This window comes from Streptomyces antioxidans (genome assembly GCF_000968685.2).
In the GTDB taxonomy this organism is placed as follows: domain Bacteria; phylum Actinomycetota; class Actinomycetes; order Streptomycetales; family Streptomycetaceae; genus Streptomyces; species Streptomyces antioxidans.
Genome location: NZ_LAKD02000055.1, coordinates 1 through 24,173 on the forward strand (window position 1 = coordinate 1; position 24,173 = coordinate 24,173).

Below are 24,173 nucleotides of genomic sequence, written 5' to 3' on the forward strand. Positions count from 1 at the left end.
ATGACCACTGAGGACATCAGACTCACTCATCTAGAGGGTGCCGGAGCGGCTGAAGACGCCGAAGGGGCTGGAAGGTGCGGCTCCAGCCGCCGCGGCGCCTCGAACTCCGGGAGCTGGAAGACGCCGGACAGGCTGGAGGGTGTCCCCAGGAGCTGGAAAGTACCAGGCAGGCAGGAGGCCCCAGGGCTGGAAGGTGCCAGACAGGCTAGAGACCTCGAGAGCTGGAAGGTGTCGGACAGGCAGGAGAGTGTCCCCAGGAGCTGGCCGCTCAAGTGCCGGACGGGCCCGCGGGCGGGGTCGGGGCGCTCCTCCCCTGGGCCAAGCGCTCGTAGTACCGCAGCAGTTCCACATCGTCCACCGAGCCCGGGTTGACCGCCTTGTCCAGGGACGTGCCCTGGAGGAGGCGTTTGACCGGGACCTCGATGCGTTTGCCGGTGAGCGTGTGGGGGACGCCGGGGACCTCGATGACTTCGTCGGGGACGTGGCGGGGGGAGAGTTGGGTGCGGATGGTGGTCTTGATGCGGGTGAGGAGTTCTTCGTTCAGGGTGGCGCCGGGGGCCAGGTGGACGAAGAGGGGCATCCAGTAGCCGCCGTCGGGTTGTTCGACGCCGATGACGAGGGATTCCCAGATCTCCGGGAGGCGTTCGACCGCCTCGTAGATGTCGGCGGAGCCCATGCGGACGCCCTGGCGGTTGAGGGTGGAGTCGGAGCGGCCGTGGATGATCACGGTGCCTCGGGAGGTGAGGGTGATCCAGTCGCCGTGGCGCCAGGCGCCGGGGAACATCTCGAAGTAGCTGTCGCGGTAGCGGCTGCCGTCGGGGTCGTTCCAGAAGCGGACGGGCATCGACGGCATGGGGCGGGCCACGATCAGCTCGCCTACCTCGTCGACCACCGATTCGCCCCGCGGGTCCCAGGCCTGGAGGTCGGTGCCGAGGCCGGGGGCCTGAAGCTCGCCGATGTAGACGGGAAGGGTGGGCACGGCGCCCGCGAAGCAGCTGCACACATCGGTGCCGCCGCTGACGGAGGCGATCCACATGTCCTCGGCCACCTCGTCGTGGATCCACCGGAAGCCGTCGGGCGGCAGGGGGGAGCCGGTGGTGGCGACGCACTTCACGGCGGAGAGGTCGAAGTCCCGGCCGGGGTGGACGTCCGCCTTGCGGCAGGCCATGACGTACGCGGCGGAGGTGCCGTAGAGGGTGGTGCCGGTGCGTTCGGCGACGCGCCACTGGGCGGCGGTGTCCGGGTAGCCGGGGCTGCCGTCGTAGAGGACGACGGTGGCGCCGACCAGGAGCCCGGAGACCAGAAAGTTCCACATCATCCAGCCGGTGGAGGTGTACCAGAAGAAGCGGTCGTCGGGGCCGAGGTCGCAGTGGAGCCCGAGCTGCTTGAGGTGTTCCAGCAGGATGCCGCCCTGGGACTGGACGATCGCCTTGGGGAGGCCGGTGGTGCCGGAGGAGTAGAGCACCCACAGGGGGTGGTCGAAGGGGAGCTGTTCGAAGACCGGCTCCACCGGCTCGCGGACGATGTCGTCCCATACCAGCGTGGACTCGGGGGCGGCCGTGCCCAGCAGCGGGATGTGGACGACGGCGCGCAGGCTGGGCAGCTCGGCGCGCAGCTCGGTCACGGTGGCGGTGCGGTCGTGGGTCTTTCCGCCGTAGCGGTAGCCGTCGACGGTGAAGAGCACCACCGGTTCGACCTGCTGGAAGCGGTCCAGGACGCTGCGGGCGCCGAAGTCGGGGGCGCAGGAGGTCCATACGGCGCCGACGGCGGCGGCGGCCAGGAGGGCCACGGTGGCCTGGGGGATGTTGGGGACGTAGCCGCTGACCCGGTCGCCCGGGCGGACGCCGAGGCGGCGCAGCTCCGCGGCGACCGCGCCGACCTGGCCGCGCAGCTCGGCCCAGCTGACCGGGCGCGGCTCCTGGACCTCGTCGACGTGGAGCAGCGCGGGGTCGTCGGCGCGGGCGGGGTCCTCGGCGGCGCGCAGGGCGTGCTCGGCGTAGTTGAGGGTGGCGCCGGGGAACCAGCGGGCGCCGGGCATGCTGGCGTCGGCGAGCACCCGCTCGTACGGGGTGGCGAAGCGCACCTCGAACCATTCGGCGACCGCCCGCCAGAACGTCTCCAGCTCCGCTACCGACCATGCGTGCAGCGCGGCGTAGTCCGCGGCCGGGTCGTCCGGGACGGGAGCGGGCGCGGGCGCGCCGTGCCGCTCGGCCGCCCAGGCGTGGAACGCGGTCAGCCGGGACCGGGCGATCCGGTCCGCGCCGGGTTGCCACAAGGGGTGCGGCCGGTGGTCGGAGTCGGAGTGGGCTGCGGTGGTCATGGGTGTCGGCTCCCGGGCTGTCCGCGTCGGATGTGTCTGTTGGGTCTGTCCGTTGCGTGTGTCCGTTGTGGCTGTCCGTCGTGTCTGTCCGTGGGTGGCACATCCGTCTCGTATGCGTCCGGTCAGGACGATGCCATGTGATCGACTCCCGCACCAGGGGCGCCACTCCACATCACAGGGCGGGATCATGTGCGGGGAGCACAGGTGAACGGCAGTTGAACCATGTCCCTGCCGGGCGTCGGCAATGGCAGGCTGATCAGTATGGATGCGCGTGACCTGGTGCGGTCGGAGAAGCTGGTGCGGTCGTTGAGGGTGCTCTGCACGGCGCAGGGGCTGCGGTCACTGCGTGCGGCGTGGCGGCGTCGGCGTTCCGACGCGGCCGGGCTGCCCCGCCGGGGCACCGAGCTGGCCCGGGTGCCGGGTGAGGTGCGGGGTGCCGATCCGGAGCCGGGGGGCGGGGTGGTGCGGTTCGCGCGGTCCTCGCTGCGGGTGCGGGTGACCACGGGCGGCGCGGTGTTCTGCGGCTGGGACGGGGCCGAGCCGGAGCCGTCGTACGCGCTGGACGGGCCCTGCCCGGAGGCGGACGAACGGGCGGAGCTGGAGCCGGACACGGGTGGCGGCTGGCGGGTGGTGTCGGAGCGGGTCACGGTCGCGGTGGGACGGACCGGCACGGTGGAGATACGCACCCCGGGCGGGGTGGTGCTGCGACGGGACCTCCCACCGAGGTGGTGGGAACCCGCCGCAGCCCAGGCCCCGGCGGGGTCGGGTGCGAAGTCGGGTGCGGAGTCGAGGCCCGGGTCGGGTGCGGCGTCAGGGCCCGGGGCAGGGTCCGGAGAACCGGGCCCGGGGGTTGGGTCTGCGGGGCGGGGGCTAGGAACGGGGTCAGCAGAGCCTGGGCTGGGGACGGGATCCGCCGCGCCCGTGGCGGACCCAAGGCTCGCGGAGCGGGGATCGGGGGCGGGATCCGCGGAGCCGGGGCTCAAGGCGGGGCGCGCGGACCCCGAGCTCGGGGCGGGGCCCGTGGGCCCGGGGCTAAGGGCGGCATCCGCAGAGCCGGGGCTCGGGGCGGTATCGACCGAGCCGGGCCTGGCGGCAGGACGCACGGACCCGGCGCTCGGAGCGGGCTCCGCAGACCCGGGGCTGGCGGTGGGGTCCGTAGGCCCGGGGCTCGGGGTGGGGTCCGCGGAGTCAGGGGCGGACCCGGGGCTCACGAAGCCGGGACCGGGGACAGGATCCGCAGACCCGGGGCTGAGGGCAGGGCTCGCGGAGCCGGGGCTCGGATCGGGCTCCACGGAACCAGGCATACGAGCCGGATCGCCCGAGCCGGGCCTGAGGGCAGGACGCACAGACCGGGTATCCGCAGACCCGGAGTTGGGGGTGGGGGCCGCGGAACCGGACCCAGGAGCGGGATCCGCGGAGCCGGGGCTCAGGGCGGGGCGCGCGGACCCCGAGCTCGGGGCGGGGCCCGTAGGCCCGGGGCTAAGGGCGGCATCCGCAGAGCCGGGGCTCGGGGCGGTATCGACCGAGCCGGGCCAGGCGGCAGGACGCACGGACCCGGCGCTCGGAGCGGGCTCCGCAGACCCGGGGCTGGCGGTGGGGTCCGTAGGCCCGGGGCTCGGGGCGGAGGCCGCCGCGCCGGAGTTGACGGCCGGGCTTACGGACCCGGAAATCGGGACGGGGTCCAGAGAGCCGATCCTGGGGGCGGAGTCCGCCACGCCGGGGCTCAGGGCTGGGCTCACAGTCCCGGAGCTCGGGACGGGAACCGCGGCCCCGGCGACGCACCCAAACCTCGCGGGCCCAGGGCTGGGGGCGGGATCCGCCGCGCCCGGTGCAGAGCCAAGGCTCGCGGAGCCGGGTGCCTGGGCGGAGGCCGGGTTCGCTGAGCCAGGGGTTGGAGCGGGGCTCGCAGGGACGGAGCCGGGGTTCGCGGAATCAGGGACGAGGCCCGCCGAGACGGGACCGAAGCCCGGACCCACGGAGGTGGAGCCGAGGCCCGGACCCGTGAAGCCTGCGGCGAAGCCCAGGGCCACGGAACCAGACCCTGGGCACCCTGCGCCAGGGGCGGAGCCCGGACCCGTGGAGCCCGAGCCGAGGACGAAGCCCGAACCCATGGGGCCAGGGGCGGGGGCGAAGCCTCAACCCGTGCCGCCTGCGGCGGAGCCCAGGGCCACGGAACCAGACCCTGGGCACCCTGCGCCAGGGGCGGAGCCCGGACCCGTGGAGCCCAGGGTCGGGGAGCCCAGGGTCGGGGGGCCCGGGATAGGTGGAGTGGGGGCTCGGTGGTTGCAGCGGTCCGAAGTGGCCGCGGACGCGCGCTTCTTCGGGCTCGGTGGGCGGGCCTCCGGGCCCCGGCTGCGGGACGGGGTGTACCGGCTGTGGAACACCGATCCGGGCGGCAGCTTCGAGCCGGGGGACGATCCGCTGTATCTGACCATGCCGGTGCAGCTCGTGGTGGCCGACGCGGGCACCCATCTGGTGTTCCACGACAACTCCTGGGACGGCACGGTCACCCTGCGGGAGGGCCAGGAGGGCGCGGGCTCCGGCCATGACCGGCCCGGCTACTGCCGGACGCGGATGGACGGCGGCCCGCTGCGCTACTGGGTGATCGTGGGCACCACCCCGGCCCGGGTGCTGCACGGCTGGGCGGCGCTGACCGGTGCCCCGGCGGTGCCGCCGCGGTGGGCGCTCGGCCATCACCACGCGCGCTGGGGGTTCCACGACGCGGAGGAGGTCCGGCGGGTGGTGGCGGGCTACCGGGAGCGGGACCTCCCACTGTCCGCGCTGCATCTGGACATCGACCACCTCAGCGGCCACCGGGTGTTCACGGTGGACGGCGCGCGCTTCCCCGATCTGCCGGGGCTCGCCGCCGAGCTGCTCGAGGACGGGGTGCGGCTGGTGTCGATCGTCGACCCCGCGGTGAAGGCGGAGCCGGGCAACGCGGTGTACGAGAGCGGGGCGGCGGACGACGTCTTCGTGCGCGACGCGCGGGGGCGTGAGGTGCGCGGGGAGGTGTGGGCGGGCGAGTCTGCGTACCCCGACTTCACCGATCCCCGGGTGCGCACATGGTGGGGCGGGCTGTACGCGGAGCGGCTGGCGCAGGGCTTCTCCGGGGTGTGGCACGACATGAACGAGCCGGTGTCGTTCGCCGCCTTCGGCGAGACCACGCTGCCGCGCTCGGCCCGGCACGCCCTGGAGGGCCGGGGCGGCGACCACCGCGAGGCGCACAACGTCTACGGGCTGGCGATGGCGCGGGCGGGCTACGAGGGGCTGTGCCAGCTGCGCCCCGACGAGCGGCCGTTCCTCTTCTCGCGCTCGGGGTGGGCGGGGCTGCAGCGGTACGGGGGCAGTTGGTCAGGCGATGTGGCCACGGGCTGGGCGGGGCTGCGGGCCTCGCTGTCGCTGGTGATCGGGCTGGGCCTGTCCGGGGTGCCGTATTCGGGGCCCGACATCGGCGGCTTCACCGGCTTCCCCTCGCCGGAGCTGTATCTGCGCTGGTTCCAGCTGGGCGCGTATCTGCCGCTGTTCCGCACCCACTCGGCGATCTCCGCGGGGCGGCGGGAGCCGTGGGAGTTCGGCTCGCGGGTGCTGGAGCACGCGGCTGCGGCGCTGCGCGAACGGCAGCGGCTGCTGCCGTACTTCACCACGCTGGCGCAGCTGGCGGCGCGCACCGGCGCCCCGTATGTGCGGCCCGTGTGGTGGCGGACGCCCAAGGACCGGGCGCTGCGCGACTGCGAGGACGCCTTTCTGCTGGGGGACGCGCTGCTGGTGGCGCCGGTGCTGGAGGAGGGTGCCCGCCGCCGCGCGGTCCGGCTGCCGCGCGGCCGCTGGTACGACACGGTGACCGGCCGGGCGTACGACGGCCCCGGCCAGGTGGTGCTGGACGCACCGCTGTCGGGCATCCCGGTGCTGGCCCGGGCCGGTTCGGTGGTGCCGGTGGCGGCGCCGGACGGCGGGGTGGAGCTGGAGGTGTGGACCCCGTACCAGGGCCGCAAGGGCGCGGGCACGGGCACGCTGGCCGTGGACACCGGCGACGGCTGGGAGAAGCCTGAACTGCTGCGCTTCACCACCCGGCTGCGGGACGGCGAGGTGACGGTCGAGCGCGAGGGCGGCGGCGAGGTGGGCTATCCGATACGGGTACGGGGCGAGGCCCCGCCCTCCGACGACCGCCGCGGCCCCCGTACGAGCTGACCGCGGCGCGCGGCCTGCCCAGTGTGCCCGAACGGCACACCGGGCGGCGGCTCGGCGGAAGCAGGCGAGGATCGAAGCGCGCGCCCCCGGCGGATCTCGCGTACTCGCTCGCGTGCCGCGCCACACCCACCGCGCCACCGTGGTCGACCAGGACCATACGGCGCCAGTCCCGGACCCGGAGGCGGTGGCGCGCGACGAATCGGCCACGGCCCCGGCGGAAACGCCCCGGGCCGAGCCGTCCGCCCCAACGGGCCCCGGACCACCGTGCGACGGTCGGCGGCGGGAGTCCCAACGGCTCGGCGAGGGGCCGCCGGCGGAAGCCCGGAGGATCGCGGCGGCCGCGGTAACCCGCGCCCGGACGCCCGGGCCGATCGCGGGGCGGCGGGCCAGGCCAACCCCCACGACAAGCCCACCGCCGCGCGGCACCCCGGCGGCAACGGCGCCAAGGGTTACCCCCCACCCCCGCGGACGCGGGGGCTCGCGGACGCGGGCTTGTTTTCGCTTCTCGGGCTGGGATAAGTGATGGGCATGCCAAGACTCTCCGTCGCGCTGCGTGCGCTCGTTCTGCCCGTTGCCGCCCTGCTGGCCGCCGCGCCGTACACCCCGGCGCAGGCGAAGGCGGAGCCCAAGGCTCCGAAGGAGTTCGTGGCTCTCCGGGACGTCGATCCGACGATTCGGCAGGAGATCCGCTACTTCACACCGCACAACTTCACCGGCGACCCGGTGGACGGCTATCGCCAGCCGATGTGCGTCCTGACCCGCCCGGCCGCCGAGGCGCTGCACCGGGCCCAGCGTCAACTCATGCGGCGTGGCTACACCTTGAAGGTGTACGACTGCTATCGGCCGCAGCGCGCGGTGAACGACTTCGTGGAGTGGGCCAAGGATCTGGGCGATCAGCGGATGAAGGGCGAGTTCTACCCGGAGGTCGACAAGACCCGGCTGTTCGAGGACGGCTACATCGCCGAGAAGTCGGGGCACAGCCGCGGCAGCACCGTGGACCTGACGATCGCTCGACTGCCCGGGCTGCCCACGCGCCCGTATGTGCCGGGCGAGAGGCTGGTGCCGTGCTACGCGGCCAAGAAGGACCGCTTCCCGGACAACTCGGTGGACATGGGGACCGGTTACGACTGCTTCGACACCCGCTCGCATACGCTCGATCCGCGGATCAAGGGTGTGCAGCGGGGCAACCGGCTGCTGCTCAAGGGCACGTTGGAGAGGCTCGGGTTCGTCAATCTGGCCGAGGAGTGGTGGCACTACACCTTCCAGCCGGAGCTGTTCCCCGACACCTACTTCGACTTCCCCGTCTCGCGCCGCTCGCTGACCGGCTGAGCGGGCCGCACCTCACAGCCGTCCGCCCGCCGTGTCCGAGGACAGCCGCTGGGCGATGTACACGGGCACCACGGACACCAGGACGAGCAGTGCGGCGACGACGTTGACGACGGGGGCCTGGTGGGGGCGGGCCAGGTTCTCGTAGATCCAGATGGGCAGGGTGCGGGTGCCGGGTCCGGCGGTGAAGGTCGTGACCACGATCTCGTCGAAGGAGAGCGCGAAGGCCAGCAGCCCGCCCGCGAAGAGCGCCGAGCGCATGGCCGGGAAGGTGACGTACCGGAAGGTCTGCCAGGAGCGCGCCCCGAGGTCGGCGGACGCCTCGGCCAGGGAGGGCGCGATACGGCGCAGCCGGGCGCCGATGTTGTTGAAGACGATGACGACGCAGAACGTGGCGTGCCCGACGACCACCGTGAACAGGCCGAAGCCGATGCCGATCGGGTCGAGGACGGTGCGGAAGGCGGCGTTGAGGGCGATACCGCTGACGATGCCGGGCAGCGCGATCGGCAGGACGAGCAGGAAGGACACGGTCCGCCGTCCGAAGAAGCGGTGGCGGTGGACGGCGTACGCGGCGAGGGTGCCCAGGCCCAGGGCGATCGCGGTGGCGGCGAGCCCGGCCTTGAGCGAGGTGAGCAGGGCCTCGCGGGCGCCGTCGCTGTGCAGGGCGGCCCGCCACCAGCGGCCGGTGAGGCCGCTGGGCGGCCAGCCGAAGGAGCGGTCGGCGTTGAAGGAGTTGAGCAGCACCAGCAGCAGCGGAACATAGACGATCGCGAGCCCGGCCGCGGTGACACAGCCGAGGATCACTCGGGCGGTGCGCGAGAGGCGCATGGCCCACCTCCTGGGGCGACGGGGCGACGGGGCGACGGGGCAACGGGCGACTGGGCAACGGGAGCGACGGATGGGGCAGTTGGAGCGGCTTGCGCGGCTAGAGCGAGTCCAGGGCCCCCGCACGGCGTACGGCGGCCAGGTAGCAGACGATGAGGACCACGGGTACGGCGGAGAGCGCGGCGGCCATCGGCAGGTCCAGGGTGACCTGTGAGGCGATGACATTGCCCAGCAGCTGGGTCTTGCCGCCGACGATCTGCACGGTGAGGTAGTCGCCCAGGCTGAGCGAGAAGGTGAAGACGGACCCGGCGAACACGGCGGGGCGCACGGCGGGCAGGACGACGGAGCGCAGGGTGCGCCAGGCTCCGGCGCCGAGGTCGGCCGAGGCCTCCAGCATCCGCTCGGGGAGCCGTTCGAGGGCCGCGTACACCGGCAGGATCATGTACGGCAGCCAGAGGTAGGCGAGCACGATGATGACGGCGGCGGTGCCGTAGCCGGGCCCGTGCAGCCCGAACGGGGCGAGGGCGGCGCCCACGACGCCGTCCTCGCCGAGCATCACCCGCCAGGCGTACGCCTTGACCAGGTACCCGGCCCACAGCGGGGTGAGCACGGCGACCAGCAGCGGCCGCCGCCACCGCCGCCCCGCGACCCGTGCCATGCAGAACGCCATGGGCAGGGCGAGGAGCGCGTCGATGACGGTGACGGCGACCGCGATGGACAGGGTGCGCAGGGCGATGGTGCGGTAGACGGGGGTGGTCAGCAGCTCGTGGAAGTTGTCGGTGTTCCAGGTGTGGACGACATCGGAGGTGAAGGAGTCGGTGGCCCAGAAGGCCGACAGCAGCAGGATGGCGAGCGAGCCCAGATAGGCCAGGGTCAGCCAGAGCAGGGGCGGGGCGAGGAGCGCGGTGAGGCGCAGCCGCGAGCCTGGGGTGGGCGCGGCGGGCATCTCAGCCCTTGACCTCCGTCCAGGCCCGGGTCCACTGGGCGTAGTCGGTGCAGGTGGTGTCCTTACGGCCGTCGAGGCATTCCTTGATGGGCGTGGTCCAGAAGTGGACCCGCTGGAAGTACTTCTCGTCGTCCGCGTGGAAGACCGCGCAGTGGTTGGGGTCGGAGGTCTCGGCGCACGCCTTACGGTTGGACGGAGCCTCGCCGAAGTACTCGGCGACCTGGGCGTTGACCTTGGGCGAAACGATCCAGTCCAGCCATTTGTAGGCGCAGTTGGGGTGCTCGGCCTTGGCGGACACCATCCAGGTGTCGGACCAGCCGGTGGCGCCCTCCTTGGGGAGCACCGCCTTGACCGGGGCCTTCTCGGCCTTGGTGAGGTTGGCGATGACCTGCCAGGTGGTGCCGATGACGCTGTCGCCGCCATTGAAGGCGGTGATCTCCTTCTGGTAGTCGCTCCAGTACTCCCCCACCGCCTTGTGCTGCTTCTTCAGCAGGTCCACGGCGGCGTCGAGCTGCTTCTGGTCCAGCGCGTAGGGGTTCTTGATGCCGAGCGAGGGCTTGGCCCGCATCAGGTAGAGGGCCGCGTCGGCGATGTAGATGGGCGAGTCATAGGCGGTGACATGGCCGCTGTGCGCGGCGGCGTCGTCGAAGACGGCGCGCCAGGAGTCGGGCGCGGGCTTGACCTTGTCGGTGCGGTACATGAGGAGGTTGGCGCCCCGGCCGTGCGGAATGCCGTACATCCGGCCGTCCCTGGAGTTGAACGGCTGCTGTTTGAGGGCCGGGAAGATGTCCTTGTAGTGGGGGACCAGCTTGGTGTTGACGGGGGCCGCGTCACCGGAGGCGATGAGGCGCAGGGTGGCGTCGCCGGAGGCGGAGACCGTGTCGTACTGCCCGGTCTTCATCAGCGAGACCATCTCGTCGGAGGTGCCGGCCGTCTTGGTGTTCACCTGGCAGCCGGTCTTCTTCTCGAACGGGTGGACCCAGTCCACCGTGGGGTCGTTGGAGCCGTCCTCGGCGTAACCGGCCCAGGCGATGATGTTGACCTTGCCCTCGCCCTTGCCGAGTCTGTCGGGTGCGTGGCCGCCCTTGTCGTCGTCACCGCCCGAGCCGCACCCGGCCGCGGTCAGCAGCAGCGCGCAGACGGCGGCCGCGGACCTCCACGCAGATGTCTTCCGTTTCCGCATCCGGTCCTCCTCGTCCCACTAGGCACTTGAGGCCCGGCCAGTATCGGGCTGGCGGTAGCCCCTGGCCAGGGTGCGGTCGGCAATGACAAGGTCAACTCGGGACCGGGAAGGCGTCCTTGTCGTCCCAGGACAGTCCGATCTCGCCGTCCGGGCGGGCGGATTGGGGGAGTCCGGTCAGGTTCTGGCGGAGCACGGTGAGCCGGTCGCCGTGCGGAAGCGCGATGGTGAAGCGGGTGTGCGCCCCGGCGTGCACGATGTCGGTGATGCGCCCCGTGACGGTCCGTCGGCCAGCGGAGGATGCGGCGGCCCCAGCGGGCGGCTCCGCGGGGTCGGTGAGCAGGATCCGTTCTGGCCGGATGGAGTACGTGCCGGGGCGGCCCACGACCCGCACCGCGGACTCGCCGCGCAGCAGGTTGGTGGTGCCGACGAAGCCCGCGACGAAGGCGGTGGCCGGGCGTTCGTACACCTCGACCGGCGGGCCGGTCTGCTCGATGCGGCCGTCGCGGACCACGGCGATGCGGTCGCTCATGGTCAGCGCCTCGTCCTGGTCGTGGGTGACCAGGAGGAAGGTGATGCCGGTGGTGCGCTGCAGCTCCTTCAGCTCGGTCTGCATCTCCTGGCGCAGCGCCAGGTCGAGCGCGCCGAGCGGTTCGTCGAGGAGCAGTACGGCGGGCCGGTCGACGAGGGCGCGGGCCAGGGCGACGCGCTGGCGCTGGCCGCCGGAGAGCTCGGCGGGGCGGCGGGTGGCGAAGCCGTCCAGCCGTACGGTGGTCAGCGCCTCATGGGCGCGGGCCAGCCGCTCGGCCTTGCGGACGCCGCGCACGGTCAGCGCGTAGGCCACGTTCTGCTCGACGCTCATGTGCGGGAAGAGCGCGTAGTCCTGGAAGACGGTGTGCGCGTCGCGGCGGTGGGGTGGCGTCGCGGTGACGTCGTCCCCGGCGAGTTCGATACGGCCCGCGGTGGGCTGTTCGAACCCCGCGACCAGCCGCAGCAGGGTGGTCTTCCCCGAGCCCGAGGGGCCGAGCAGGGTGAAGAACTCGCTCTCGCGGACGGTGAGATCGACGGCGTCCACCGCGCGCACCGTCCCGAAGTCCTTGGTGACGGCCTCGAGCCGGACGGCCGTACGCGTCGTCGTGGTCCCGGTCCGGGCCCTGGTCTCCGTCTCCGCCACCGACCGCTCCCCTCGCCCTTCGGCTGATCAGGCCCGTGATCGCGGCCCGTGATCGCGGTCACTGTACCGGGGTTACGCGCGCCGCGGTCCCCGTGCCACACTTCTGACGCAGCGTCAGTTACGAGGTGTCGGGAGGGGCCGTGTCCGCCACGCGTGTGCCCGTGGTCGACGGGTGGTTCACCGCCGAGGGCGGGGAGTTCCGGCTGCTGGGGACGTGCTGCCGGGACTGCGGGGCGGTGTACTTCCCCCGGGAGGACGCCTTCTGCCGTGCCCCGGGCTGTGCGGGCACCGAGCTGGCGGAGGTTCCGCTGTCCCGCCGCGGGCGGGTGTGGTCGTACACCGACGGCCGCTACCGGCCGCCCGCCCCCTACCCGTCCGACCCCGAGCGCGCGTGGCGGCCGTACACCCTGGTCGCCGTGGAGCTGGCCACCGAGCGGATGGTGGTGCTGGGGCAGGGCGCCCCCGGGGTGACCGTGGCCGATCTGGCCGTCGGCATGGAGGTCGAGGTGGTGCCGGGGGTGCTGGCCGAGGAGGACGGGCGCACCCTCACCACCTGGCACTGGCGGCCCGTTTCCGAGGAGCGGCCCGTTTCCGAGGAGCGGCCCGTTTCCGAGGAGGCGTCATGACCGGTGAGGTGGCGGTGCTCGGCGCCGGGATGCACCCCTGGGGGAAGTGGGGCCGCGGCTTCGTGGAGTACGGCACGAAGGCGGCGCGGGCCGCACTCGCGGACGCCGGGCTCGAGTGGTCCGCGATCCAGTCCGTGGTCGGCGCCAACACCGTGCGCTGCGGCTACCCCGGGCAGGTCGCGGGCGCGACCTTCGCCAAGGCGCTCGGCTGGCAGGGCGCCCGCGTCACCAGCGTCTACGCGGCCTGCGCGTCCGGTGCGCGGGCCATCGACACCGCCCGGGCCCAGATCCTTTCCGGGATGGCGGACACGGTTCTGGTGGTGGGCGCCGACGCGGCGCCCAAGGGGTTCTTCGCCCCCGCGGGCGGTGACCGGCCGGACGATCCGGACTGGCTGCGCTTCCGGGTGCTGGGCGCCACCAACCCCGCATATTTCGCGCTCTGGGCGCGCCGCCGGATGGCGCTCTACGGCGACACGGCCGAGGACTTCGCCCGGGTGAAGGTGAAGAACGCGGTCGGGGGCGCCGCCAATCCGTACGCCCGCTACCGCTCCCCCGTCACCGCCGAGGAGGTCGCCGCGTCCCCGGTCGTCGCCGATCCGCTGCGGCTGCTGGACATCTGCGCGACCTCCGACGGGGCGGCGGCGCTGGTGCTCGGCAGTGTGGAGACGGCGCGGCGGCTCGGGATGGCGCGCCCGGTCCGCATCCGCGCGGTCTCGTCGGTCTCCCCCACCCATCCGCGCACCGCGCTGGACCTGCCGGACATCGCCACCGACTCCGCCCCGCCGGACTCCTCCGTCCCCGATCCGTTCCGGCCCTCCATCGCACGGGCGGCGTACGAGGAGGCGGGGCTCGGACCGGAGGATCTGTCGCTGGCGGAGGTGTACGACCTGTCCACGGCGCTGGAGCTGGAGTGGTACGAGGACCTGGGGCTGTGCGCGCCCGGCGAGGGCGCGAAGCTGCTCCGCGAGGGGGCCACGGCGCCGGGCGGGCGGATTCCGGTCAATCCGAGCGGGGGTCTCGCGTCCTTCGGGGAGGCGGTTCCGGCGCAGGCCATCGCCCAGGTGTGTGAGCTGACCTGGCAGCTGCGCGGGCGGGCGGGCGGGCGGCAGGTGGACGGGGCGAGCGCCGGAATCACCGTCAACCAGGGGCTGTTCGGGCACGGCTCGTCGGTCGTCGTGGTCCGCTGAGCGGCGGCCGGGGTCCGCTGAGCGGCGCGCGGGCCACAAGCCCTGGCCGCAAGCCCAGGCCGCAAGCCCGGGCGGCGACTGTCCGGTGGCTGCCAGATGGCCGTTCGGTGACCGCTCGTGCCCAAGTGGCGGCCATATGAGGGCGATACAGGGGCGACATCCTTACGGTTGTCACGAACACCGTTGCCGTCCATCACCTTGACGCCCCCTGACCACCGGTGAACACTGCTGCGGTGTCAGTCGGCGTCGCCGCGCGCAGGCTCTCTCCACGGTCACCCCCCATGGGCGATTCCGATGCACCCGTACGCTCGAAACGACCCAGCACGGAGGACCGGGGCCATCCGCCCCGGGCGAGGTCCTAGGAGCCGCCATGAGCAATGGGGACATTTTCACCGGTGAGGTCATCGGCACCGCGATACTGATTCTCTTCGGGGCGGGCGTGTGCGCCGCCGTCACTCTGAACCATTCCAAGGCCAAGTCGGCCGGGTGGATCGTCGTCGCCTTCGGCTGGGGCTTCGGCGTCATGGCCGGCGCGTACACCGCGGCCCCGCTGTCCGGCGCACATCTCAACCCGGCGGTGACCGTCGGCGTCGCCGTGGACACCGGCGAGTGGGACAAGGTGCCGCTCTACATCCTCGCGCAGCTGATCGGCGCCGTCATCGGCGCGGTGCTGACCTGGGCGCTGTACTACGCGCAGTTCGCCGCCAACGCCGATGAGAAGACCGCCCTGCCCACGCTCGGGGTCTTCTCCACCGTCCCGGAGATCCGGAACCCGGTGGCCAACCTCGTGACCGAGATCATCGCGACCGCCGCGCTGGTGCTGCCGCTGCTCGCGTTCGGCCAGGTGGACGGCATCGGGATCGGCCCGGTCGCCGAGGGCGGCGGCACCGTGGTCCTCGGCTCGGGCATCTCCGTCCTGCTCGTCGCCTTCCTGGTGGTCGGCATCGGCCTCTCCCTGGGCGGGCCCACCGGCTACGCCATCAACCCGGCGCGCGACCTCGGGCCGCGCCTCGCCCACGCCGTGCTGCCCATCCCCAACAAGGGCACCTCGGACTGGGGTTACGCCTGGATACCGGTGGCGGGCCCGCTGATCGGGGCCGTGCTGGCGGGTCTCGTCTTCAACGCAGCCTTCTGACCGAAGGAGACGCCATGCCGCATCCGACGGGCACGTATGTCGCCGCGATCGACCAGGGCACCACCTCCAGCCGCTGCATCATCTTCGACCGGAACGGCGCGATCGTCGCCGTCGACCAGCGTGAGCACCGCCAGATCTTCCCCAAGCCCGGCTGGGTGGAGCACGACGCCACCGAGATCTGGTCCAAGGTGCAGGCCGTGGTGGCCGGTGCGCTGGCCAAGGCGGGGCTGCGGGCCGACGAGCTGACCGCGCTGGGCATCACCAACCAGCGGGAGACGACGGTCCTATGGGACCGCCGCACCGGCAAACCGGTGCACAACGCGATCGTCTGGCAGGACACCCGCACCTCCGGGCTGTGCGATGAACTCGGCGGCGAGGTGGGGCAGGACCGCTTCCGGGACACCACCGGGCTGCCGCTGGCCAGCTACTTCTCCGGCCCCAAGGCCGCCTGGCTGCTGGACCACGTACCCGGGCTGCGCCGCCGCGCGGAGACGGGCGAGATCGCCTTCGGCACCATCGACTCCTGGCTGATCTGGAACCTCACCGGCGGTACCGACGGCGGGGTGCACGTCACCGATGTGACCAACGCCGGACGCACCCTGCTGATGGATCTGCAAACCCTCCAGTGGGACACCTCGATCCTCTCCACGATGGGGCTGCCCGAGGCGATGCTGCCGGAGATCCGCTCCTCCGCCGAGGTGTACGGCACGGCGGTGGGACAGCTGGCCGGTGTGCCGGTGGCCTCCGCACTCGGCGATCAGCAGGCCGCCGTCTTCGGCCAGACCTGCTACGGCGTCGGCGAGGCCAAGAACACCTATGGCACCGGCAGCTTCCTGCTGCTGAACACCGGTGACCGCCCGGTGCCGTCCAAGAGCGGGCTGCTGACCACGATGGGCTACCGGCTCGGCGGTGAGCGGCCGGTCTACTGCCTCGAGGGCTCGATCGCGATCACCGGCGCGCTGGTGCAGTGGTTCCGCGATCAGCTGGGCATCATCCGCTCCGCCGACGAGATCGAACCGCTCGCCGCGAGCGTGGACGACAACGGCGGGGCGTATATCGTCCCGGCGTTCTCGGGGCTGTTCGCCCCGTACTGGCGCTCGGACGCCCGCGGTGTGATCACCGGCCTCACCCGCTACGTCACCAAGGCGCACCTGGCCCGTGCCGTCCTGGAGGCGACCAGCTGGCAGACCCGCGAGGTGGTCGACGCGATGTACCAGGACTCCGGGGTGCGGATCAGCACGCTCAAGGTCGACGGGGGGATGACCGCCAACGGGCTGCTGATGCAGCACCAGGCCGATGTGCTCGGCGTTCCGGTGATCCGTCCGGTGGTCGCGGAGACCACCTGTCTGGGCGCGGCGTACGCGGCCGGGCTCGCCACCGGCGTCTGGCAGGACCTGGACGAGCTGCGGGCCCACTGGAAGCGCGACGCCGAGTGGGCCCCGCGGATGACCGAGGAGGAGCGGACGCGCGAGTACGGCAACTGGCGCATGGCGGTGGAGCGCAGCTTCGGCTGGCACCGGGAAGGGCAGCGGGCCGGGGACTCCTGAGCCGCGCCCGGCACCGGCGGACGGCGGCCGGTACCGCCGAGGACGGACGGCGGCCCGTACCACCGTCGCGAACGGCGGCCCGTACCTCGGACGGCGGGGTGCGGGCCGCGCCGTTCAGCCCCGCGCGGAAGCCAGCATCGCGTGCTCCACCACCGAGATCAGCACATGCTTGGCCGACTCGCGCTCCCGGGCGTCGCAGAGGACGACCGGGGTGCCCGGGTCGAGGTCCAGGGCGTCCCGCACCGAGTCCTCCGGGTAGTGGTCGGCCCCCTCGAAGCAGTTGACGGCCACGGTGAAGGCGATGTCCCGCCGCTCGAAGTAGTCGATGGCGGCGAAGCAGTCCTCGAGACGGCGGGTGTCGGCCAGCACCACCGCGCCCAGCGCGCCGGTGGCCAGCTCGTCCCACAGGAACCAGAAGCGGTCCTGGCCCGGGGTGCCGAAGAGATAGAGCACCAGGTCCTCGCGGAGCGTGATGCGCCCGAAGTCCATGGCGACGGTGGTGGTCGTCTTGGACTCCACCCCCGCGATGTCGTCGACCGGCCGGCCCGCCTCGGTGAGCATCTCCTCGGTGCGCAGCGGTCTTATCTCGCTGACCGCGCCCACCAGGGTTGTCTTGCCCACCCCGAAGCCGCCGGCCACCAGGATCTTCAGCGTGACCGGTTCGACGATATGAGGACGGCCCGGGTCAGAGTGCCCGTAGACCATTGATCACCTCGCGCAGAATACTCTCGTCCGGCAGTTCCGCCGGAGGTACGGGCCTGGACACTCGGACGAGTGCGGCGTGGAGCAGATCGCCGATGAGCACGCGGATCACGCCGATCGGAAGGTCGAGCCCGGCCGCCAGCTCGGCGACGGACTGCGGGCTGTCCCGGCTCAGCTCGACGATGTCGATGTGCTCCGGGGACAGCGTCTGGTCGGCGACGGTCCGGTGGTCGGCGCTGTCCGCGACGACCACCGCGATCAGATCCAGCTTCTCCTCAGCGGCGCTGCGGGTGCGTCCCCGCGTCATGGCGTAGGGCCTGACCACCGGTCCCGCCGCGTCGTCGAACCACCGGGCGGCGCGCTCCGGGTCTCCGCTCATCTCCCCCGGCCTCCGTCACCCGGTGGAGCGCGGGGCCGAGCCCAGATGCACGCCCACCCGCTTGACCAGCAGCGTCATCTCGTACGCTATCTGGCCCACATCGGAGTCGGCGTCGGCCAGGACGGCGAGACAGCTGCCGTCGCCGGCCGCGGTGACGAACAGGAAGGCGTCGTCGAGCTCGACGATGGTCTGCCGGACCCGGCCGACGTCGAAGTGGCGGCCGACGCCCTTGGCGAGGCTGTGGAAGCCCGAGGCCACGGCGGCCAGGTGCTCACCGTCCTCCCGTGACAGATCGCGTGAGCCGCCGGTGAGGAGTCCGTCCCCGGAGAGCACCAGCGCCTTGCGGATGCTGCCCACTCTTCCGACCAGTTCGTCCAGCAGCCAGTTCAGCTCGCCCGACGCGTTGGGCGATCCGTTGGACGCTGCGGCGTTCGATGCGGTCATCGACCGTCCCCCTCATGTGTCGTTCCCGGGCTTGCGTCCGCGCCTCCCGATCCGGTGGCCGAGTGCCGCCGACCGCGCTGCCAACCCCGTTGGAGCGAGGCCATGGTGGCCCTCGCCTGCTCGGCTTCGCGCTCGGGATCGGTCTCGGCAGAGGTTCGGTCGTCGGTCGGGGGTGCGGGGTCGTTCTTCAACTGCGGGGCCAGACTGGCCTGGCGTACCCGCTTGGGGAGGCCGGAGGCCGCCCGCTTGGGCGCCGGGCCCTGCTCCGGACCCCGGCGCTCCGGCCCGGCGGCGCCGCGCCGCGGGCCCCTGTCACGGCCCTGGTCCCGGGCCTGGTCCCGGGCCTGGTCCTGGCCCTGGCGTTCGGAGCGCTCGGCCCGAGACGGCTGTCCCGGGCCCTGGACACGGCCGTGCCGGCCGCTCGACGTGCCCTCGACCGGCCGGCCGTGGTCGGCGACCAGGACCGGCGGGACACGGCGGGGCAGCGGCGCGGGGCCGCCGTCCGGTTCGGGCCCCGGGCCGTCCGGGGCCTGCTGGTGCTGCTCCACGGTGGACGGGACGGGTCCGGTGCGCCCGGAATGGCGCGCCTTGAGGCCGCGGGCGCGGAAGATGCCGCCCACTTCGTCGTCCTCGTCGGCGTCGTCCTGGTGGGTCTCCTGGCGCCTCAGGGCGGCGGCCAGGGAGGCGAGTTGGGAGGCCGTGTCGGCCTCGTCGGCGGGCCCGAGCCGGACGTCGCCCACGCCGCGCCGCGCGGTGTCGGTGTGACCGCCGCCGGTGTCACGGTCGTCGGTGTCGCGGTCATCGGTGTCACGGTCATCGGTGTCCGCCCACGTGCCGTCGTCGGTGAGCAGGTTGGAGGGGATGAGCACGATGGCCGTGGTGCCGCCGTACGGGGAGGGCTGGAGCGAGACCCGCGCCCCCTGCCGCTGGGCGAGCCGGCTGACGACGAACAGCCCGAGCCGGTCGGTGTCGGACAGCTCGAACTCGGGGGTCTCGGCCAGCCGGAGGTTGGCCTCCAGCAGCGCGTCGGGCGTCATGCCGAGACCGCGGTCGTGGATCTCCAGGGTGAAGCCCTTGGCGACCCGCTCGCCGTGCACCTGGACGGCGGTGTGCGGCGGCGAGAAGACGGTGGCGTTCTCCAGGAGTTCGGCGACGAGGTGGGTGAGGTCGCCGACGGCCGGGCCGACCACCGCGATCCGGGGCAGCCGCCGGACCTCGATCCGCTCGTAGTCCTCCACCTCGGCGACGGCGGCGCGCACGACGTCCATCAGCTGGATCGGCTTGCGCCACTGCCGGGAGGGGGCCGCGCCGGAGAGGATGACCAGGCCCTCGGCGTGCCGCCGCATGCGGGTGGTCATATGGTCCAGGCGGAACAGGTCGGACAGCTCGTCGGTGTCCTCGGTGCGCCGCTCCATGGTGTCCAGGAGGGTGAGCTGACGGTGCAGCAGCACCTGGCTGCGGCGGGCGAGGTTGACGAAGACCTCGGAGACGCCCTGGCGGAGTTCGGCCTGTTTGACGGCGGCCTCGACGGCGGCCCGCTGAAGGGTGTTGAGGGCCTGGCCGACCTGGCCCATCTCATCGGGGCCGTAGTCCAGCCGGGGCGCCTCGGTCTCCACGTCGATCTGCTCGCCCGCGCCGAGGCGGCGCATCACGCTCGGCAGCCGGACGCTGGCCACCTCCTGGGCGTCCCTGCGCAGCCGGGACAGATCGCGGACCAGGCTGCGGCCGATGCGGAACGAGACGAAGACGGAGACGATGAGGGCGACCAGGCCGAGGATGCCGGCGATGCCCGCCTTGAGCATCACGCTGTTGGCCACCGGGTCGATCCGCTGCTGGAGCCGGTCGGTGGCCTCCTCGCCCAGCCGGTCGTAGTCGTTGAGGACGGGCTGGGCCGCGGCCTCCCAGTGCTCCTGGTCCAGGGAGCTGATGGCGGTGGCGGGGTCCATCGAGGAGAGGACCTTGCCCTCGGCCACGCGCAGGGCGGCGGGGGCGGCGTTGGTGCGCCGGTAGTCGGCGAAGACCTTCTGCTCGGAGTCGGGGAGAATCGGCAGGTTGATCTCGTAGAGCAGGGTGCGCTCGGCGATGAGGTCGGACATCGCCTGGAGGTCGGCCAGCGTCATCTTGCGCGCCGTCAGCGCCGAGGCGTACAGCGCGTCCTCGCGGGAGAGCGCCTCCCGGGCGCGGATCATGGCGACCAGCGCACGGCCCTGCTTGTCGAGGTCGGTGTCGGGGACCGCGTGGAGGGAGCTGCGGAAGGTGTAGCAGAGGTCGACGAGCTTGTTGTAGTACTCATATGCCTGGGTCGAGGAGATGCCGTCATCCTCGACCTTGCGGCGCAGACTGTCCAGTCCGTCCGCGGCCTTGAGGATGTTGCCGAGCTGTTCCTCGGAGTCGTCGTTCATCTTGCCGTGCAAATCGTCGTCCGACTCGGCGGCCCGCAGCAGGTCGATCGCCTGGTCGGTCTTGCGCTGCAGGGAGTGGAGCACGGGCAGGGCGTCCGACTGCCGCGGATCAGCCAGCAGGATGAGCGTCTGCCGGCGCTCCTTCTGGACGGCGTGCACCGCGTCCTCGGCCGGCTGGCCCGCCTTGTCGATGATGTACGACGCGTCCAGCAGTTGCTTCGCCTCGCGACCGGTGATCAGCGTGGCGAAGGCCCATATCGCCGTCAGTGACACGAGCGGCACCAGCAACAGCGCCACGATCTTCCTGCGGATGGACTTACCGCGAAAGCGCATGGCCTCCCTAACGTCAACCCCGAATTCCTGGGGCGGGGTTCCGAGTTCCGACATCGAGCGGGCGCGAGCCTACTACTGCCGGTTGGACAGTTCGAAGGCATGTCCACTTGATGCAGGGAGTCCGTACAGTCGGTGATCAGGAGTTGTCGGGCGATTCCCGACTTACCCCCCGCCGCTCGACACCTCCTCCCCGGGCAGCCGCATACGGCCGTTCGGCGGCGCTTGGCTTGTTTTCCCCTCCCCAGGGGAACCCGTGGTCGGTGCCATTCGTGATCCAACGGGGCACACTGGGGGGGCATACGACCCAAGTCCCGCTATCTGACTCGGCCACACCGGGGCAGAGCATGGAAAGGGGTGGGAGCGTCATGGACGCGATGGACAAGGATCGCGACATCCCGGCGCACGGGGTCCGGCCGTTGTGGACCGAGGAGCCGGCGCGCAGGCGGCGGCTGCCCGATCCCGTCCGTGCAGCGGCGGTGCGCGCGGTCATCATCATCGCCGTGACCCTGGTGGAGGTGATGGTCGCCCTGCTGTGCACCCTGGCGGGCTCCTGGTCCGCCTTCCCCGTCGTGCTCGCCACGGTGGCGAGCACGGTGGTGGCCACCTGGGGGGTGCTGGATGTGTGGGTGACCCGGCAGGTCTGGCGCCAGCGCTACGGGGTGGTGTCCCGGCCCAGCAGCACGGCCCGCGAATTGCGCCGCCAGCGCCGCCGGGAGCGGGCCCGGGAGGCGGACCCTGCGGTCACCTCCCGGCCGGCTGCGGAGCGCGGGCCAGCTCGCGGCGCAGCCGCATGAAGGGCCGGGGCCGGTCCACGCCGAGGGCGGCGGTGGAGATGCCGTCCCGTTCGTAGACGGCGAGGAAGCCGCCGCCGTCGGCGGGATCCCCCTCCAGAATCCGGACCGTGTCCCCGGATTCGCGCCGCCCGGCGTACTGGATGCGCGCACCGTACTGGTCGGACCAGAAGTAGGGGAGCGCGTCGAAGGGTGCGACGGTGGACCCGGCGAGCAGATTGCGGGCGGCCACATCGCCCTGGAGCATGCCGCTGGTCCAGTGCTCCGCCCGGACGGTGCGCCCGGTGCCCGGCTGGGCCAGCCGGGCCACATCGCCGACGGCCACGACATTGGGCAGCGCGGTGACACAGCCCTCGTCACACCGCACCCCGTCGTCCAGGGCCAGACCCGAGCCTTCCAGCCATCCGGTGACGGGACGCACCCCGACGCCGACGACCACCACATCGGCGGGCAGCACCCGCCCGTCGGTGAGCTCCACCCCGGTGACCCGGCCGGTTCCGCGCAGACCGGCCACACCGGTGCCGCACAGCAGGGCGGCCCCGCCCCGGGCGTGCAGCCCGGCGCACACCTGGGCCATCTGCTTGCCCAGTTGGGGCACCAGTGGCAGCGGTGCGGCCTCCACGACGGTGACGTCGAGCCCGAGGGCGGCGCAGGAGGAGGCCACCTCGGCGCCGATGAAGCCCGCGCCGATCACCACCGCCCGCTCGGCGCCCGCGCGCAGCTCGGCGCGGAGCCGCAGCGCGTCATCGAGGGTGCGCAGGGTGTGCACCCCGTCCAGCGGCGGGAGGGGCAGGGTTCTGGGCGTGGCGCCGGTGGCGATGACGACGCCGTCGGTGCGCAGGGGGCGGCCGCCGGTGAGACGGATCTCACCGGCCGTGGTGTCCAGCGCCTCGGCCCGGACGCCGAGCAGCCACTCGGCGTCCAGCTCGGCCTCCTCCTCGGGGTCGGTGAGGGCGAGCGGGCCGAGGCCCCCGCCCGGGTCGCCGTCCCCGGTCAGGAACTCCTTGGACAGCGGCGGGCGGTCGTAGGGGCGGTGGTGCTCCTCGCCGACGACGACCAGCCGCCCGTCGTATCCCTGGGAGCGCAGGCCTCGCGCCGCGTGCAGACCCGCGAGCGAGGCCCCGACCACGGTGACCGTCCTGGCCGCCGTCATGCCACGGCTTCTTCCGGCGCCGCGTGCACGGGCTGGCCCGGAACGGTCTGCGTCGTGGGGTGGACATACAGCAATCCGTCCACGACCGTGACAGCGTGGGTCCGTACGGGCTTACGGGCGGGCAGGCAGGTCGGCTCGCCGGATCGCAGGTCGAACAGCGCGGCATGCAGCGGGCATTCCACGTAGCAGCCTTCCAGCCACCCGTCGGAGAGGGAGGCGTCCTGGTGGCTGCAGGTGTCATCGATGGCGTAGAACGCACCGTCGGTGTGGAACACCGCGATCGGCGCGGTGGCATGGCCGGCCTCGATGCGCACCGACTCGCCCTCCGGCAGGTCCTCGATACGGCAGACGGGAATCATTGGCCCCCCTCACGTTGATCGGTATCATGCGTTGTGGATAGTGCACTGAAAAGCGCGATGCGCAACAGAATCCAGATCGGGAAGGCAGCCGTCAAGAGTTCCCCGGCCCGAGGGGCCCCACGCAGAGCCGTCGGATGGTGAGATCAGAACCATGACGAACACGACCGAGGATCGGGCCGAGGAGAAGCGGGGGGCCGCCGGGGCAGTGCAGTCGGTGGACAGGGCGGTCAGCGTCCTGGAGATCCTTGCCAGACTCGGCGAGGCCGGAGTGACCGAGATCGCCGACGAGCTGGGGGTCCACAAATCGACCGCCTTCCGACTGCTGGGCGTCCTGGAGAACCGCGGACTCGTCGGGCAGGAGCGGGACCGGGGGAAGTACTACCTGGGCGCCGGGGTGCTCAGACTCGCGGGCGCCGCCGCCATCCGCCTGGACATCTCGCAGGAGGGCGCCCCGGTGTGCCGGGCACTGGCCGACGAGACCGGCGAGACGGCCAATATCGCCGTCCTGGACGCGGACGCGGCGGTCAACATCATGCAGGCGCGCGGCGCCGCCGCGGTGACCGCCTTCAACTGGCTGGGACGGCGCACCGCGCTGCACGCGACCGCGAGCGGCAAGGTGCTGCTGGCGCATCTGTCGGGCGAGCGCCGGGAGCGGCTGGTGACGCGGAAGCTGCCGCGGTTCACCGAGCACACCATCACCACCGCCGCCGAGCTGCGGCAGCAGCTGGAGACGGCGGCCGAGCGCGGGTTCGCCTACTCCTGCGAGGAGCTGGAGATCGGGCTGAACGCGGTGGCGGCGCCGGTGCGCGGCCACGACGGCGCGGTCATGGGGGCGATCGGCGTCTCCGGACCGGCGTACCGGATGGCCCAGAGCCGGTTGCCCGATCTGGCGGAGTACGCCGTGAAGACCGCCGAGGAGCTGTCCCGACGGATGGGATTCCCCGGCTGAACCACCCCGCCACCCCACCCACCCGACGAGGGGGCCGGATGACTCCGGCCCCCTCGTCGCGTCCGTGACCAGGGGTGCCGAACAGCGTGCGGGCGACGCGAATTCCCGCGTCAGGGCCAGTTCACAGACGGTTTACGCGCACCCCTTGACCGCACGGGGCGGCGACTTTCAGGATGTCTCCCATCGCGCAACACGCCGCGCTATACG

At 72.6% G+C, this 24,173-nt stretch carries 19 protein-coding genes and 1 pseudogene; 9 read left to right on the forward strand and 11 right to left on the reverse strand.

Features of this window, described 5'->3' with window-relative positions; all coding sequences use genetic code 11:
- Positions 1-268: 268 nt before the first annotated feature.
- Positions 269-2,320 carry an acetoacetate--CoA ligase gene (locus VT50_RS22105; RefSeq protein ID WP_046087185.1) on the reverse strand — a complete coding sequence of 684 codons (2,052 nt, stop codon included), beginning with the start codon at positions 2,318-2,320 and terminating at the stop codon, positions 269-271.
- A 261-nt stretch (positions 2,321-2,581) separates the two neighbouring features.
- Here VT50_RS22105 and VT50_RS40520 point away from each other — a divergent pair.
- From VT50_RS40520 to VT50_RS22120, 3 genes and pseudogenes are all read left to right on the forward strand, one after another.
- Positions 2,582-3,058, forward strand: a pseudogene (locus tag VT50_RS40520) (glycosyl hydrolase); the annotation flags it as partial.
- A 1,371-nt stretch (positions 3,059-4,429) separates the two neighbouring features.
- Positions 4,430-6,508, forward strand: coding sequence for a glycoside hydrolase family 31 protein (locus tag VT50_RS22115; RefSeq protein ID WP_420822213.1), 2,079 nt, complete (start codon positions 4,430-4,432; stop codon positions 6,506-6,508).
- A gap of 528 nt (positions 6,509-7,036) precedes the next feature.
- A complete protein-coding gene (locus VT50_RS22120) occupies positions 7,037-7,837 on the forward strand; it encodes a M15 family metallopeptidase (RefSeq protein WP_046087238.1) in 801 nt (266 codons plus the stop codon).
- Positions 7,838-7,849: 12 nt separating this feature from the next.
- On the opposite strand, the gene VT50_RS22125 is transcribed toward VT50_RS22120, so the two are convergent.
- The 4 genes from VT50_RS22125 to VT50_RS22140 form a co-directional block, all read right to left on the reverse strand.
- The gene (locus VT50_RS22125) at positions 7,850-8,662 is read right to left on the reverse strand and encodes an ABC transporter permease (RefSeq protein WP_046087188.1); all 813 of its coding nucleotides are present in this window, start codon (positions 8,660-8,662) and stop codon (positions 7,850-7,852) included.
- Positions 8,663-8,759: 97 nt separating this feature from the next.
- Positions 8,760-9,605, reverse strand: coding sequence for an ABC transporter permease (locus VT50_RS22130; RefSeq protein ID WP_046087189.1), 846 nt, complete (start codon positions 9,603-9,605; stop codon positions 8,760-8,762).
- A 1-nt stretch (position 9,606) separates the two neighbouring features.
- The gene (locus tag VT50_RS22135; protein WP_046087190.1) at positions 9,607-10,788 is read right to left on the reverse strand and encodes an ABC transporter substrate-binding protein; all 1,182 of its coding nucleotides are present in this window, start codon (positions 10,786-10,788) and stop codon (positions 9,607-9,609) included.
- Positions 10,789-10,879: 91 nt separating this feature from the next.
- Complete coding sequence (locus VT50_RS22140) at positions 10,880-11,959, reverse strand: ABC transporter ATP-binding protein (protein WP_046087191.1); 1,080 nt, start codon at positions 11,957-11,959, stop codon at positions 10,880-10,882.
- A gap of 140 nt (positions 11,960-12,099) precedes the next feature.
- Between VT50_RS22140 and VT50_RS22145 the strand changes: the two genes are divergently transcribed.
- The 4 genes from VT50_RS22145 (at position 12,100) to glpK (ending at position 16,454) form a co-directional block, all read left to right on the forward strand.
- Complete coding sequence (locus VT50_RS22145) at positions 12,100-12,585, forward strand: Zn-ribbon domain-containing OB-fold protein (protein ID WP_206269458.1); 486 nt, start codon at positions 12,100-12,102, stop codon at positions 12,583-12,585.
- A complete protein-coding gene (locus VT50_RS22150) occupies positions 12,582-13,772 on the forward strand; it encodes a lipid-transfer protein (RefSeq protein WP_046087192.1) in 1,191 nt (396 codons plus the stop codon). The genes VT50_RS22145 and VT50_RS22150 overlap by 4 nt, the downstream gene beginning before the upstream one ends.
- A gap of 370 nt (positions 13,773-14,142) precedes the next feature.
- Positions 14,143-14,907 (forward strand): MIP/aquaporin family protein, encoded by a 765-nt coding sequence (locus VT50_RS22155; RefSeq protein ID WP_046087193.1) that lies wholly within the window; start codon positions 14,143-14,145, stop codon positions 14,905-14,907.
- Between the two features lie 14 nt (positions 14,908-14,921).
- Complete coding sequence (glpK, locus tag VT50_RS22160) at positions 14,922-16,454, forward strand: glycerol kinase GlpK (RefSeq protein ID WP_046087194.1); 1,533 nt, start codon at positions 14,922-14,924, stop codon at positions 16,452-16,454.
- A 114-nt stretch (positions 16,455-16,568) separates the two neighbouring features.
- Here glpK and VT50_RS22165 read toward each other — a convergent pair whose 3' ends face one another.
- From VT50_RS22165 to VT50_RS22180, 4 genes are read right to left on the reverse strand one after another with little or no spacing between them, the layout of a single operon-like run.
- The gene (locus tag VT50_RS22165; protein ID WP_046087195.1) at positions 16,569-17,159 is read right to left on the reverse strand and encodes a GTP-binding protein; all 591 of its coding nucleotides are present in this window, start codon (positions 17,157-17,159) and stop codon (positions 16,569-16,571) included.
- Complete coding sequence (locus VT50_RS22170; protein WP_046087196.1) at positions 17,140-17,535, reverse strand: DUF742 domain-containing protein; 396 nt, start codon at positions 17,533-17,535, stop codon at positions 17,140-17,142. The genes VT50_RS22165 and VT50_RS22170 overlap by 20 nt, the downstream gene beginning before the upstream one ends.
- A gap of 15 nt (positions 17,536-17,550) precedes the next feature.
- Positions 17,551-17,979, reverse strand: coding sequence for a roadblock/LC7 domain-containing protein (locus tag VT50_RS22175; RefSeq protein ID WP_046087197.1), 429 nt, complete (start codon positions 17,977-17,979; stop codon positions 17,551-17,553).
- Positions 17,976-20,714: a sensor histidine kinase gene (locus VT50_RS22180; RefSeq protein ID WP_046087198.1), complete on the reverse strand. Its 2,739-nt coding sequence runs from the start codon at positions 20,712-20,714 to the stop codon at positions 17,976-17,978. The genes VT50_RS22175 and VT50_RS22180 overlap by 4 nt, the downstream gene beginning before the upstream one ends.
- Positions 20,715-21,058: 344 nt before the next feature.
- Here VT50_RS22180 and VT50_RS22185 point away from each other — a divergent pair, with 344 nt between their 5' ends.
- Positions 21,059-21,508, forward strand: a complete 450-nt coding sequence (locus VT50_RS22185) for a hypothetical protein (RefSeq protein WP_420822212.1) — start codon at positions 21,059-21,061, stop codon at positions 21,506-21,508.
- On the opposite strand, the gene VT50_RS22190 is transcribed toward VT50_RS22185, so the two are convergent.
- The gene (locus tag VT50_RS22190) at positions 21,456-22,658 is read right to left on the reverse strand and encodes an NAD(P)/FAD-dependent oxidoreductase (protein ID WP_046087200.1); all 1,203 of its coding nucleotides are present in this window, start codon (positions 22,656-22,658) and stop codon (positions 21,456-21,458) included. The genes VT50_RS22185 and VT50_RS22190 overlap by 53 nt on opposite strands.
- The gene (locus VT50_RS22195; protein WP_046087201.1) at positions 22,655-23,017 is read right to left on the reverse strand and encodes a bifunctional 3-phenylpropionate/cinnamic acid dioxygenase ferredoxin subunit; all 363 of its coding nucleotides are present in this window, start codon (positions 23,015-23,017) and stop codon (positions 22,655-22,657) included. The genes VT50_RS22190 and VT50_RS22195 overlap by 4 nt, the downstream gene beginning before the upstream one ends.
- Before the next feature lie 151 nt (positions 23,018-23,168).
- Here VT50_RS22195 and VT50_RS22200 point away from each other — a divergent pair, with 151 nt between their 5' ends.
- Positions 23,169-23,966, forward strand: a complete 798-nt coding sequence (locus VT50_RS22200) for an IclR family transcriptional regulator (RefSeq protein ID WP_046087202.1) — start codon at positions 23,169-23,171, stop codon at positions 23,964-23,966.
- Positions 23,967-24,173: the final 207 nt, after the last annotated feature.